Origin of the sequence: Necropsobacter massiliensis (assembly GCF_000827595.2) — a bacterium.
In the GTDB taxonomy this organism is placed as follows: Bacteria; Pseudomonadota; Gammaproteobacteria; order Enterobacterales; family Pasteurellaceae; genus Necropsobacter; species Necropsobacter massiliensis.
In genome coordinates this window covers 44302-58591 of the sequence record NZ_LN776189.1, presented here as the reverse complement: position 1 = coordinate 58591, position 14290 = coordinate 44302, and the positions used below count along the sequence as shown (strand labels likewise).

8 protein-coding genes and 5 pseudogenes are annotated in these 14290 nt (G+C 41.0%); 9 read left to right on the top strand and 4 right to left on the bottom strand.

All coding sequences use genetic code 11. The features are described from left to right. Positions 1 to 49: 49 nt before the first annotated feature. Positions 50 to 1270: an ATP-binding protein gene (locus BN3349_RS08925; RefSeq protein WP_040976951.1), complete on the bottom strand. Its 1221-nt coding sequence runs from the start codon at positions 1268 to 1270 to the stop codon at positions 50 to 52. 209 nt (positions 1271 to 1479) lie between these two features. Between BN3349_RS08925 and BN3349_RS08920 the strand changes: the two genes are divergently transcribed. Beyond that, entirely contained in the window at positions 1480 to 1743 is a 264-nt protein-coding gene (locus BN3349_RS08920) for a type II toxin-antitoxin system prevent-host-death family antitoxin (RefSeq protein ID WP_040976950.1), read from the top strand. After that, positions 1743 to 2171, top strand: a complete 429-nt coding sequence (locus BN3349_RS08915; RefSeq protein ID WP_040976949.1) for a type II toxin-antitoxin system VapC family toxin — start codon at positions 1743 to 1745, stop codon at positions 2169 to 2171. Before BN3349_RS08920 ends, BN3349_RS08915 begins: the two co-directional genes overlap by 1 nt. A gap of 94 nt (positions 2172 to 2265) precedes the next feature. Here BN3349_RS08915 and BN3349_RS08910 read toward each other — a convergent pair whose 3' ends face one another. Further along, positions 2266 to 3408: an alpha/beta hydrolase gene (locus tag BN3349_RS08910; protein WP_040976948.1), complete on the bottom strand. Its 1143-nt coding sequence runs from the start codon at positions 3406 to 3408 to the stop codon at positions 2266 to 2268. Between the two features lie 235 nt (positions 3409 to 3643). Between BN3349_RS08910 and BN3349_RS08905 the strand changes: the two genes are divergently transcribed. Next, the gene (locus tag BN3349_RS08905) at positions 3644 to 4528 is read left to right on the top strand and encodes a LysR family transcriptional regulator (RefSeq protein WP_040976947.1); all 885 of its coding nucleotides are present in this window, start codon (positions 3644 to 3646) and stop codon (positions 4526 to 4528) included. A 48-nt stretch (positions 4529 to 4576) separates the two neighbouring features. Here the strand turns inward: BN3349_RS08905 and BN3349_RS12290 are convergent. Continuing rightward, positions 4577 to 5793, bottom strand: a pseudogene (locus BN3349_RS12290) (ATP-binding protein). Between the two features lie 1106 nt (positions 5794 to 6899). Here BN3349_RS12290 and BN3349_RS08880 point away from each other — a divergent pair. Both BN3349_RS08880 and BN3349_RS08875 read left to right on the top strand, forming a co-directional pair. After that, positions 6900 to 7226, top strand: a complete 327-nt coding sequence (locus tag BN3349_RS08880) for an ArsR/SmtB family transcription factor (protein ID WP_082024901.1) — start codon at positions 6900 to 6902, stop codon at positions 7224 to 7226. Between the two features lie 60 nt (positions 7227 to 7286). Beyond that, positions 7287 to 8426: an NADH-dependent flavin oxidoreductase gene (locus BN3349_RS08875; protein WP_040976945.1), complete on the top strand. Its 1140-nt coding sequence runs from the start codon at positions 7287 to 7289 to the stop codon at positions 8424 to 8426. 272 nt (positions 8427 to 8698) lie between these two features. On the opposite strand, the gene BN3349_RS08870 is transcribed toward BN3349_RS08875, so the two are convergent. Then, positions 8699 to 10032, bottom strand: a protein-coding gene (locus BN3349_RS08870; RefSeq protein ID WP_101430490.1) for an IS3 family transposase whose coding sequence is annotated in 2 segments (ribosomal slippage) — positions 8699 to 9579 and positions 9579 to 10032 — 1335 coding nt in all. Because the reading frame shifts where the segments join, the coding sequence is not laid out codon by codon here. A gap of 56 nt (positions 10033 to 10088) precedes the next feature. Here BN3349_RS08870 and BN3349_RS12305 point away from each other — a divergent pair. The 4 pseudogenes from BN3349_RS12305 to BN3349_RS08850 form a co-directional block, all read left to right on the top strand. Continuing rightward, positions 10089 to 10339 (top strand): annotated as a pseudogene (locus BN3349_RS12305) (iron ABC transporter substrate-binding protein); the annotation flags it as partial. A 20-nt stretch (positions 10340 to 10359) separates the two neighbouring features. Then, positions 10360 to 11416: pseudogene (locus BN3349_RS08860) on the top strand (ABC transporter ATP-binding protein). Positions 11417 to 11433: 17 nt separating this feature from the next. Continuing rightward, positions 11434 to 13131: pseudogene (locus BN3349_RS08855) on the top strand (ABC transporter permease). 23 nt (positions 13132 to 13154) lie between these two features. Further along, positions 13155 to 14211: pseudogene (locus BN3349_RS08850) on the top strand (ABC transporter ATP-binding protein). Positions 14212 to 14290: the final 79 nt, after the last annotated feature.

Sequence of the window (14290 nt, the reverse complement as noted above, 5' to 3'; positions counted from 1 at the left end):
TTGAAAAATATTTGAATTGTGTCTAAAGCCTATAATTAAGGTATATAAATTATTCTTTCTTATCTTCAAGTATCTCCCCAATAAACCCCCTCAAACTCAAACACTTCACCCCTTCAAAACTGTTCCCGTCAAATTCGTCCATGGTAACGACGTATTTCGGGTAATTGTCCCCGATTTTCAGCAGGTTGCCGAATTCTCGCTCTAAGGTTTTTTCTTCGTTGATGGTCAGTGTTGCCTGTACATAAATCCGCTCGCCGTTTTTCTCGGCGACGAAGTCGATTTCCTGATTGTTCAAACCGCCGATTTTGACATTAAAACCGGCAATTTGCAGGTGGTTGAAAATGGTGTTTTCTAATAGTTTGCCGCGTTCTTGTACGCGGTAGCCGATAAGGGCGTTGCGTAGCCCCAAGTCTTCAAAATAATATTTTTCGCCAATTTCAAAAATACGTTTTCCTTCAATATCATAGCGTTGTACTTTGTGAATTAAAAAGGCATTGGCTAAATATTCTGCATAATTTTGTACTTGAGTTGAATTGGCGGAAATACGTTGAGATTTTAAATAATCGCTTATTTTTTTAGCGGAGAAAAGATTGCCAATATTGCTGGCAAAAAATTGCGTTAATTGTTCTAAAAACTGCACATTTCGCAAAGCATAACGGTTCACAATATCTCTTACCGCAATGGTGGAATAAATATTTCGTAAATATTCAAACACAATATGATCTTGCAAAGGCAAATCTTTAAGATAAGGCAAACCGCCATATTTTAAGAATTGCGACAAGGCTTTATCGCTATCTTCCAACTGCATAAATTGCAAAAATTCAGGATAAGAAAGGGAATGGACGTTAATTTCAATCGCCCTGCCGCTTAACGCCCCCGCAATGTCTTGCGATAGCAAATGGGCGTTGCTGCCCGTGCAATATAAATCCAATTCATCATCTAGTAGCAGCGAACGCAGGGCTTGTTCAAAATCGCTAATTTCTTGAATTTCATCAATAAAAATATAATTTTTTTGACCACTCTTTTTTGCTGCCAGCACAAAATCCGCCAAATCTTGTGCCGTTTTAAGGTGCGAAAAGGCTAAATCTTCTTTGTTGATATAAACAATATTCGCTTGGCTGTCTTGTGCCTGAATATCTTGCATAATTTGAAACAGCAAATAGCTCTTGCCCACGCGGCGTTGCCCAGTAAATACCTTAATCAAACGTTTGCCAATAAAAGAGCGGACGGCTTCTAAGTAGTGTTTTCGGATAATCAGATCTTTTTTCATTTCGTTTGCCAAATAAAAAATATAGCTGGAACTTTAACGAAAAATAAAAAAAGTTTCAACTATACTTGAAATATTTTTTGATTATTCGAAAAGTTTCCGTTATAGTTTAATTTTTTTACAAAACCGCCCAAAATCCAACCGCTTGCAGTGTCTATTTTTTGCGTTATAATTGTCGCTACTTTTATACATTGATTAAAAAGGAGCCGAAAATGACGATTATGACCAGCCGAGAGTTTAATCAAAACACAGGTTTAGCCCAAAAACACGCCCAAAATGCGCCTGTGATTATTACCAATCGTGGCAAGCCAGCGTTTGTGTTGATGAAGTTTGAAGAATATCTGCAGCGAAAACCTGCACAAAGTACATTGGAAGCCTTGATGTCGCTTGAACACCCCGATGTTGCCGATATTGATTTGCCGTTGCAGCCAAGAAGCAAAGCACAACGCCCAGAGATTGATTGGGGAGAAATCTGATGTTTTTGTTGGATACCAATGTGGTTAGCGAGCTACGAAAAGTAAAAAGCGGCAAGGCAAATCAAAATGTGGTGCGTTGGTTTGCCCAGCAAAACACGGAACAAATTTTTATTAATGCCACCGTTGCAATGGAAATTGAACGTGGCGTGTTGGCAATGGAACGCAAAGACCCTGTGCAAGGCAAAAATTTACGCCTTTGGAAAACAACATTTTTCAACCAATTTTTGCAAAATCGCATTCTCCCCATCACCGCTCGCACCGCTGAAATCTGTGCCAAGCTGCATATTCCCGACTACGCCCCTGAAAATGACGCTTGGATCGCCAGCTCCGCCTTAGAACACCGCTTGATTTTAGTCACCCGCAACACCACTGATTTTGAACGAACAGGCGTGCCGCTGCTCAATCCGTTTGAGTTTGAGGGCGAATAAAAAGCTACCCGAAATCAATTCTGGTAGCTTTTTGTTTTAAACGGTCAAATTTTCGGCAAATTTGCAAATCACCCCAAAATCCGACCGCACTTTTTTATTGCAATTTCGCTTTGAAGAATTGTTCAAATTTATCAAACGGAATTTTGCCTGCTACGTTGTCGTATAAATCCGTGTGGGTTGCGTTTGGCACGATATACAACTCTTTATCTTGGCTGCCCAACGCTTTAAATGCGTCTTCGCCGAAGTAGCGGCTGTGGGCGATTTCGCCGTGTACCACCAACGCTGGGGCTTTCAGCTCGGCGGCGTATTTCAAAATTGGCATATTGATCAGCGGCAACATACTGGTGGTTGTCCACGAGCCTTCTGGGTTTGAGTTTACGCTGCGTGGGTGGTAGCCACGTTCGGTGCGGTAGAAATTCGCATATTCCTTGATAAATTTTGGCGTTTCGGCGGTGAAATCTTTTTTCGGATCAAGGTTGTTGGCTGGCAGCAAGTCCGCATAGCCGTTTTGCGAGGCTTCCCAACGAGCATTGCTCATCGCCAATTTCATATTGTAGCGAGCCTCCGCACTTTGGGCGTTCGCACGGTCGTAAGAGCCGTCTGCGTTCGCTTGCATTTTGATTTCGTAGCCGTTCGCTGCCACACGGGTCATATCGTACATTGTACTGACAGCTACCGCTTTAATTCGTGGGTCGGACACTGCCGCATTTAAAGCAAAACCGCCCCAACCACAGATACCTAAAACACCAATTTCATCACGATTGACATTGTCTAATGAACCTAAATAATCCACCGCCGCCGAGAAATCTTCGGTGTTGATTTCAGGCGATGGCACATTGCGTGGCAAGCCTGAACTTTCGCCTGTGAACGAGCCGTCAAAGGCGATAGTGACAAAGCCACGTTCTGCCAAAGTTTGGGCATACAAACCCGAAGTTTGTTCTTTCACCGCCCCGAAAGGCCCTGATACCGCAATCGCTGGCACTTTTTCGCCTGCTTTCAAGTTTTTCGGCACATATAAATCGCCCACCAACGTAATGCCATAGCGGTTTTTAAAGGTGACTTTGTGATGATCGACTTTGTCTGATTTCGGGAAAATTTTGTCCCATTCTTGTGTTAATTGAATATGTTGTGCAGGCACGTCAATTTGTGTTGCTGGGATAATTGGGTTTGCCATTGCGGTTGCTCCGATAAAAGTTGAAGTTAAAAGTAATGTTTGGGTAAGTTTTTTAAGTTTCATAAAGTTTCCTTATGCTGATGAATGTTTGCAAAATGTCTCAAAAATTTGACCGCTTGCGGTTGATATGGTGCATTATACGGGTTAAAAATAAAATGATAATACGCAAAAAAGTTGACACAATATGAACAAAGGGTTAATAATTTGTAGGGACAGGGTTTATCCCTGTTCGTTGCGATATTGAACATATTTAGGACTGGCATAAAGCCTGTCCCTACGAGAAATTAATAAAACTCCTATGACCAAAGAAAACTACAACGACTTGCACACCTTTCTTATCGCTGCACAAGAACGCAATTTCACCCGTGCGGCGGCGAAATTGGGTGTGTCGCCGCCTGCATTGTCCAAAACCATTCGCCTGTTGGAAGAACGGCTGGGCGTGCAGCTTTTTCAACGTACGACACGCACCGTCTCGCTCACCCAAGCAGGCGAGCAGCTTTTTCGTACCGCAGAACAGAGTTTTTCCAAGCTCAACAACGAATTAGCCTTGCTGGAACACTATCGCAGCACGCCCAGCGGACTGGTGAAAATCACCGCTGGGTTGCCTGTGGTGCAAACTTTGCTCATTCCAAAATTGGCACATTTTCAGCAAAAATATCCGCAAATTCGGCTGGAAATCATCAGCGAAAACCGCTTTGTGGACATTGTGGCAGAAGGTTTTGACGCAGGCGTACGGCTGGGGTCGGACGTGGGCGAAAATATGATTGCCGTGAAAATTTCTGATGAAATGAAGATGGCAGCGGTGGCAAACCCAGCCTATTTGGAAAAATACGGCATACCGCAAAAGCTACCCGATTTAGCCGCGCACAACTGCATTGGCTATCGGCTTGGTTCGGGCGGTGAATATCAGTGGGAATTTGAACTCGGCGGCGAAATCGTCAAAATTCAACCGCAAGGACAATGGATTTTCAACGACGATTACCCCGCCAAAACCGCCGCTCTGCACGGTTTAGGCATTGCCTATTTGCCCGAAGATTTGGTGCAAGATGAACTTGCAGGTGGCACGCTGATTAAACCTTTCGGCGAACTTGGGCAAAAGCTCCCCGCACTTTATTTGTACTACCCCCACCGCAATGTCTCGCCTGCGTTACGAGCAGTGATAGACGCGTTGAAGTGGCGTTAACGGTTGAGTAGGTGTAAAAATTGACAAAAATTCTTAAGTTTGTTCTACTTAGCTTTTATTATCCAAAATCCCTTTAAAAAACGCTCTCAAACTCAAACACTGTACCCCTTCAAACGTATTCTCCTCAAATTCATCCATCGTCACCACATATTTCGGGTAATTGTCTTGAATTTTGAGCAAATTGCCAAATTCACGTTCGAGCGTTTTTCTTCGTTGATGGTAAGTGTGGCTTGCACATAAATGCGTTCGCCATTTTTCTCGGCTACAAAATCAATTTCTTGGCTGTTTAAACCGCCAATTTTGACCTCGTAACCTGCGATTTGAAGATGATTGAAAATGCAGTTTTCAAGCAGTTTGCCACGATCTTGCACACGATAGCCGATCAAGGCATTTCGTACACCTAAATCCTCAAAGTAGTATTTTTCGCCAATCTCAAAAATGCGTTTTCCTTCAATATCATAACGTGGCACTTTGTGAATTAGAAAGGCATTGGCAAGGTATTCGGTATAATTTTGCACCTGCGTGCTTGACGTGGTAATTTTCTGCGATTTCAAAAAATCGGAGATTTTTTTGGCGGAAAAGAGATTGCCGATATTACTTGCCAAAATTGCGTAAGTTGTTCTAAAAACTGTACATTTCGCAATGAATAACGGTTCACAATATCCCGAATGGCAATAGTGGAATAGATATTTCGTAGATATTCAAACACGATGTTGTCTTGTTGCGGCAGGTCTTTCAAGTAAGGCAAACCGCCATATTTTAAAAATAACGACATCGCTTTATCGCCTTCTTCCAACTGCATAAATTCCAGAAATTTAAAATAGGAAAGGGAATGGACATTGATTTCAATCGCTCGTCCACTCAACGCCCCTGCAATATCCCGAGAAAGCAAATGGGCATTGCTGCCTGTGCAATACAAATCCGATTCGTCATCTAATAAAAGCGAACGTAACGTCTGCTCAAAGCCTGTGATTTCTTGAATTTCATCAATAAAAATGTAATTTTTTTTTGACCGCTCTTTTTCTGTTCTTGTATAAAATTATTCAGATTTTCCGCGGTTACAATGTGACTAAATGCCAAATCTCTTTGTTGATATAAATAATATGAGCATTTTCATCTGCGGCTTGAATTTCTTGCATAATCTGAAACAGCAGATAACTTTTCCCCACACGGCGTTGCCCTGTGAACACTTTAATCAAACGCTTATTAATAAATGGACGTACCGTTTCAAGATATTTCTGGCGGTAAATTAAATCTTTCTTCATCTTGGAATCCGTTATTTATGGTTGGCATTTTGTCATTAAACCAAAAAGTTTCAATCGTACTTGAAACATTGGCGTGATTTAATAAAGATTTCAATTATGAAATAACTTAATAGACAAGGGTAAATTAAATGGAATGATTGAAAAAGTATCAGCGAGATGAGTGAAGTTGTGGACGTTATGCTCAACGTCCTTTTGGTGCGATAACTATGGGAAACAATGTGATGAAAAATGCCGCCTGTGTTTCAAACATAGCAGGCAATATTGCTATTTCTCTCTTAACTATAGCAAGCAATTAATGCAGAGATTGCAATGAGTAATATTATCAACCTTTTCATCTTGGCTTTCCTAGATAAAGCTCTTCACAAATTAATTTTATTTGATCACTTTCTATTTTTCTAAGACTTTTAGCGAATGGAAATTTTTACAAAAGCAAAGTTTTCATTGGTACCATTCCCAAACGTTCACAAAAACGTTACACACCTTGCTTATCATTCCAAACATACAACGTTAAGCCGTCAAAACCGTTTGTTTTGATAAAATCTCAATGCCTTTAGGCTATACACTCGCCAACAAAAATCGCTCATCTGCTACCAAGCCTTTGCGGAAATGTTTACCGTGGACATCAATGCAAGCGTGCCATTCTTTGCATTGTTGCAGCGTGGTATGGGCGGTGATCGGTTGGAGAAAACAGTTATCCGCGAAACAAATCGCTGTTTAAAAGCATGCGCCAGCAACGCTTATCTTTCGTACCTGGCGTCAATCAGTCTCTGGAGAAATAACAAAACTATATACCAACGCTTTACAAAATAAAGGCATCTTAATGTTAACCGAAGAAACGCTACAAAAATAAAAAATATCACCAAATTAACGTCGTCAAAACCAGAAGTTACCGAATTTGAAAAAGAATGTAATTTTGCAGCAATGAAAAAATTGAAGTTAGGGCATTTAACACTTACAGCTACGCTTATTTCAAAAATGACGATTTATTTCTAAACAGCTAAATTTTTTACAAAATATGACCGCTTATAAACAAAAAGTGCGGTCGTTTTTTTCGCTATTTTGAAAATAAACACTCAAAATTTTACATATCTAAAAAAATAGATATAATGTCTAGCATGAAAACCTTAATTGAAACTTTTAAAGCGCTCGGTAACGAGCATCGATTACAAATTTTGCTGTGGCTGAATAATCCGTCGGCGCATTTTTCCGTGCCGACCGCTTGTGATCCACAAATGCGAGATGAACATTGGGTTTGCGTTGGGCTTATCGCACAGAAATCGGGGCTGGCGCAATCAGTGATTTCAAGTTATTTAAATACGCTTAAAACGGCGAATTTAGTGGAAAGTCAGCGTGCGGGAAAATGGACTTATTACCGTATTACGCCAAATTGGCAGCAAAATTTACAACATAAACTTAATGAGTTATTTCAATAAGTTATACCAATGTAAATTGCGCTTGATGCAATAATCAAGACTTCTCGGAGAAACAATCTTATGAATGAAAAATTTTCCCCTTTATTTCAACCCTTTACCCTAAACAACGGGGTAGAAATCAAAAACCGTTTAGCCGTGGCACCGATGACTCACTTTGCTTCCGATGAAAAAGGCAATTTGAGTGAGCAAGAACGCCATTTTTTAAGCCATCGCGCAACGGACATCGGCTTATTTATTACGGCGGCCACCCTTGTGGCAGACGGCGGGAAAGCCTTTCATGGTCAACCGGCAGCGATTGATGAAACAAATCTAGCGAGCTTAACAGAAACAGCACAACTTTTGAAAACACAAAGGGCGAAAGCGATTTTGCAACTTCATCACGGCGGCAAGCAAGCTATTGCGGAAATCAATCAGGCGGATAAAGTGGCGCCGTCAGCGGATCAAGACACTGGCAGCCGTGCCTTAACCGAGCAGGAAATTTTAGCGTTGATTCAAGCCTTTGCCCATGCGGCGGATTTAGCGCTGCGTGCGGGCTTTGATGGCGTGGAAATTCACGGCGCAAACGGCTATTTGATTCAGCAATTTGTCTCCGCCCAAAGCAATCGACGCAATGATCAATGGGGTGGTCCGATTGAACATCGCTTACGTTTTCCGTTGGCGATTATCGACGAAATACAAAAAGTGCGCACGCGCCACAACCGCCCTGATTTTATCCTAGGCTACCGTTTCTCGCCGGAAGAACCGGGCGAAAACGGATTGACCATGACGGAAACCTTTGCGCTCATTGATGCCTTAGTGACAAAACCTTTGCAATATGTACACGTTTCCTTGTGGGATTTCTACAAACAAGTGCGCCGAGGCGCTGACAGTAGCAAAACTCGCATCGAACTGTTGCACCAACGCATTAACGGCAAATTACCGCTTATCGGTGTAGGCAATTTGCTCACCGCTGAAAAAGCCCTAGACGCATTCAACACCGGCTGGGCGGAATTTATCGCACTCGGCAAAGCGGTAATGGTCAACCCGAATTTCGCCAGCCTAATTCTTGCAGGACGTGAAGCCGACATCGTCCCCGAACTTGACCCGAATAAAGCGGACCACTACGACATCCCGGACTTACTCTGGAGTCGTTGTATCCAAGGCAGCGCTTGGCTTCCTCCGGTAAAAGGCAAAGAATCAGCGCCGATGGATATTTTTTAATTTATTTAAAAAGCATTCACCTTACCTGCACTTCGTATCATTGCCGAAAGCAATATTCAAACGCAAGTGTTCGGGGTTGCTTAATAAATCAGAGGCATGATAGGCAAAATTATCAACTATTTCGTCTACTATGCCTTACTAAGCACTGAAAGCTACTAAGCCGGAACAGAATAGTATACATAAAATGTATTTTAGATTAGAATAAATCACTGCAACGTATCTACGACAAAAAAGCGAGATAAATTGATCTGCATCCCAAAAAGTTAGACTCATTAATTCAAGTTCAAGGACTGAGTTCTGTATTGCACAGGGCTTAGTCCTTTTAATTTCACCTGAATACGCTCATGATTGTAGTAACGAATATACTCGTGAATTCTGTCTTCAAGCTGCTCAAAAGTCTCAAACTTTTCGCCAAAATAGCACTCCGTTTTAAGCCGCCCGAAAAAGCTTTCCATCGCACTGTTATCGAGGCAATTTCCTTTTCTCGACATACTTTGGCGAATGCCATGCGTGCTAAGTAGGCTTTGATACGCGGTCATTTGATACTGCCAGCCTTGGTCAGAATGCAGTATCGGCGTTGCACCATCAAGCCTTGCAATCGCTTGTCCCATCATCCGTTGAATCTGCTCAAAGTTCGGGGATCTCGCCACATCATAGGCGATGATTTCGCTGTTAAATAAATCCTTAATTGGCGATAAATAGAGCTTCCCTTGCCCGCATTTCAGCTCCGTAACATCCGTGACCCACTTTTCATTTGGCGCGTTGGCAACAAAATCACGTTGTAAAAGATTTTGGGCAATTTTACCCACTTCGCCTTGGTAAGAACGGTATTTTCTTCGTTTGCATTTGCCTTTTAGCCCCAGTTTTTGCATTATCGCTTGCACTTTTTTATGGTTGATAACAAGCCATTTTCGCAATTCAACGCAGATACGACGATAGCCGTAATTTCCCTTATTTTCATGATAAATATCGATAATTTGTTGTTCAATTGCGGCATCTTTATCAACTTTTTCAGACAAATGATAAAAGAATGTACTGCGTTTTAACCCGACTAACGGCAACAAAATGTCCAACGGAAATGCCAGCCGTAATGCCTTTACGAGTCTTGCTTTTTCTGCATTTTTTGTTGGTTGAACTCCTGCAACTTTTTTAGATAAGCATTCTCCGCTTCAAGCTCTAAAATTCGAAAGCGTAAACGTTCTTCTTCGGTTTTGGGCGGCGGTGGCATTTTAGGATATTTGGGTTTCATACCCGGACGACCTTTTGGCTTCGGTAAAAGCCCGTTTATACCTTGTTTTTCAACTGCTTTCAACCATTGGCTGATAACCCCAGCGTTCGCAATACCAAAATGAAGCGCGGCATTTTCCGCAGAGAATTGTCCATTTTTGACCGCTTGCACAACAGAGAATTTAAACTCAGGCGAATAAGTTTGTTTTCTGCTCAAAACGGTTAATCCATTGATTCCATTATGATTATATTGTGCAATCCACCGCCGAAGCGTTTGTCTTGTCAGTTGAAAATGCTGACGTGTGAGAGATTGGTTTTTGTCATTTTGAAGATAAAACTCAATCACTTGTTGTTTGAAGTGTTGGTTATATTTTGTCATAAAAAATCTGCACCTTAATGAGTTAGATGTTTAGTCCAACTTTTGGGGTGTAGATCATTTTTAAAGGCACCCAGAATTTAACGATAGCAAAACAATTTATTGATTTTCTCCTTTCTGAAGATGCACAAAAAATCATCGCAAAAGAAGGTACTTTACCAGTAAGAAAAGATGTTGAGCCATTGGAAATGTATGCCATCGGTCGAGGATGCAATTAATCGTGCAATTCCTATCGATTACCAATCAATCTTATCCGATAAAGAAAAAAACAGTTAAAAAATTTACCCAGATACTTCAGGGTCGCAACTAGCCTTATAATGGACGTGCACTATGGCAACAATTACATTTGAAAATATCAACAAAGCCTTCGGTTCACACGAAGTGCTAAAAGATTTATCGTTAATAGTAAAAGACGGCGAATGTTTCACACTATTAGGTCCGTCTGGTTGTGGAAAAACGGTATTACTCCGTTTATTAGCTGGTTTCGAGGTGCCTGATTCAAGGCGTATTCTCATTGATCAACATGTAGTGGCGGATCCTGCTATCGGTATAGACGCACAACCTGATTTGTGCGGTCTCGGCGTTGTCTTTCAAGATTATGCCGTTTGACCACATATGAGTGTATTCGACAATATCGCCTATCCATTAAAATTAAAAGAGCTGGATAAAAATATTATTCATCAGCAAGTTATGGCGGTTGTTGAACTCGTCAATCTGAGCGGTCTGGAGAACCGTTTACCATCTCAGTTATCTGGTGGACAACAACGGGTCGCACTGGCCCCAGCACTAGTAGCTAAACTATCGTTAATGCTGTCGGATGAACCGTTAAATAATCTGGATGCAAATCTTAGAGAAGAAATGCGATTTAAAATCAAATGGTTACAAAAAATTAGGTATTACGATTTTATATGTGACACATGATCAGGAAATCGCCTTAGCCATTTCCGATCGGCTGGCAATCATGGATAAAAATGGTGTGATTCAGAAAATTGGCACACCTTGGGAAATTTATGAGAAATCAGAAAATGAAATGGTATTTAAATTCATGGGACTGGCAAATTTTCTATCATTACGTTATGAAAACAAACAACATTTTGTCGGGCAAGGCTCGCAGGCATTGCAATGGCAAAAATTTCCCACTGAAAACGGTAAAGTTGGTTGCCGTCCATCCGATATTATTCTAACCAAATCAGGAAACGGTTTACGTGGAAAAATCGTACGAGCAAACTTTCTAGGGGCTGTCATGGATTATATGATTGATATCGACGGTGTAACGCTGCGTACAGAAGTACCGACCGATACCGCATTACAAAACGATCTGATGTTTAAAGAAGGCGAAGATTGTTGTATTAATTTCCATGAATTATTGTGGTTTCCTGAAATCTAACAAACAAGGGGGTAACCATGCTAGCTGCTATTAATAAAAAAAGCCCGTTTAATGTAGCAAACAGTATTCTAGCCTTATCTATCGGCATTTTAGTTATTGTTGTCGCTGTACCTGTATTGTTAATTTTTATTAACTCATTTTGGGTTGACGGTCAGTTTAATATCACCGATGTCGTAAAAATCCTCAAACAACAGGAAACTTACGAAGCTTTACTTAACTCATTATTTATTGCCAGTGGCGTAACCGTAATGAGCACCATTGTAGGAACCTTCTTTGCCTGGCTAGTCACTCGTACGGATTTACCTTACAAGGGGTTTATGAAAGTCATGTTCCTGGTACCTTTTATGCTATCATCTTTTATCGGCGCATTAATCTGGAAAATGTTGCTTTCACCCCGGGCTGGTTATATTAACCGTTTCTTTATGGATACCTTTGGTCTGGAAGAACCCATATTCAATATTTATAGTTATGCTGGCATTATGGCGGTGGAAACTATGTATCTCTTTCCGTTCGTATTTATTCAGGTTTGTGGTGCCTTAGAGTGAATGGATCCGACTTTAGAAGAATCAGCGCGTATTTCCGGTGCTAACTTGTTTACGATCACACGCAAAATCACTATTCCCCAGGTCATGCCGAGTATTGTATCTAGTGCATTGTTAATTATGCTTTATTCAATGGCGCATTTCGGAACAGTCGCAGTATTAGGTGTCGAGAACGGTATTTTTAATATTCCTACCTTAATTTACGAACGTATTCACCAAAGTGCGGGAAGTTTCGAGGCGATTCGAACCGGAACAGTGCTGGCTACCGTATTAGTAGCCACCGCCGCTGTAATTATCTGGCTACAAAACCGCGTTTTAAATAAAGGTCGTTTTCAGATTATTGCTGGCAAAAGCTTCCGTCCGGTAAAAGTCAAATTACGCGGATTACGTATGCCTTTATTAGTACTCTGTTTATGCTACATCGCATTTACGATTGTGTTGCCTACGGCAACAATTTTTATCGTCGGAGGATTAAAAACCTACGGATTGCCAATTGCTTGGGAAAATCTGACAATCGAAAATTACAAATTTATTCTGTTTAATTGGCAGCTCACTAAAGACGCCATTCGCAATAGCGTACTTTTAGGTTTAGCGGCTGCAGTAATTACCATGTTTGCTGGAGTAATGATTTCATACGTTATTGTGAAAATGCGCGTAAAAGGCAAAGGTATTTTGGAATTCCTGGGTATGCTTCCATTCTCCGTACCGAGTTCAGTTATCGCTTTAGGAGTAATTCTCGCCTGGAGCGGAAAATTCGGCATCAACCTTTACAATACAGTGTGGATTATCCTCATTGCTTATATTGCACGTTATATGGTTTTCTCACTTAAAGCTAACTCAGCGGTCTTGGAGCAAGTACACGATTCATTAGTTGAAGCTTCCCGCGCTTGCGGTGCAAGTATGTGGCAATCACTAAAAGATATCGTTATTCCATTGGTAAGACCAGGAATGATTGCTGCGTTTTTTCTTATTTTTCTACCTGCATTACGAGAATTAACTGTATCCGTTATGCTCTACGGCCCGTCAACACGTGCTATTGGGGTCGCAATTTATACTCTCAACGAAGACGGCGAGACCGTATATTCCGCAGCACTGGCAGGTATCGCATTAATTATTATCGTTTTTGGTCAAACTATCATTAAACGCTACGCCGAAAAGAAAACACAAAAATAGTCGGGTTTTAAGGAGAAAATATTATGAGTTACATTCAATTTCATCATGTAATGAAAAAATTCGGTGAGGAGATCGCAATTTCCGATTTAAACCTTTTCATAGAAAAAGGTGAATGTTTTTCTATGCTTGGACCATCAGGTTGCGGTAAAACAACAATTCTACGTATGCTCGCCAGTTTTGAAGATTTAGATTCAGGCGAAATTAGTGTCGGCAATAAATTATTATCTTCCAAAGCATCAAATTTCTACCTGCCTCCGGAAAAACGTAATTTTGGCATGGTTTTTCAGGCTTTTGCAGTTTGGCCACGCATGACAGTCTATGATAACGTCGTGTTTCCTTTAGCGTTAAAAAAACTGTCTAAAAGCGAAATTGAAAAACGAACTAATGATGCGTTAAAACACACTAACCTACACAATGTTGCGCAAAAAAGTCCTGATGATCTGTCTGGCGGAGGAAAGCAACGCGTAGCTCTTGCTCGTGCATTGGCACTAAATCCAGATGTAATGTTGCTAGATGAGCCCTTATCCAGTTTGGCTCCTCATTTACGTGAAGAAATGCGATTTGAGATCTAGGCGCTACAACAAAAATTCAGTTTTTCCATTATTTACGTTACCCACGATCAATTTGAAGCAATGGCTTTATCTGATAGGATAATGGTCATGAAAAAAGGTATGATTGAACAAATAGACTGCCCGCTAAACGTATATAATAATCCAACCAATAAATTCGTTTTCAATTTTATTGGATTATCAAATCAGCTCAATGCTATTTTAGGTTCACAGGGAGTTGCATTTGAAGGTCTTACGGAAGTATTCAACATTCAACCGATGCCACCTGTAAACTTAATTCAACAAGGTAAAGCTATTTTGGCAACTCGTCCGTCAGAAATAAATTTCGTCCATTCGGGCGGTATACCCGGTGTGGTAAAGCAACGTTCCTATCTGGGCGAGGTTATTGATTACAATATTTTAATCGGTAAACAAGAATTGCGCATACAGAAAGGACGGCGAGGAGCCTGGTCCACAGGAAGGTGAAAATTGCCGAATATCATTTAGCAAGTTACATTGGTATCCAGCATAAAACTTAGAATGTAAAAACAGTTATCATTCATGCGATACCTAAAAGTCGGTTCCTCCCCAACTTCTTAAGGCGCCGACTC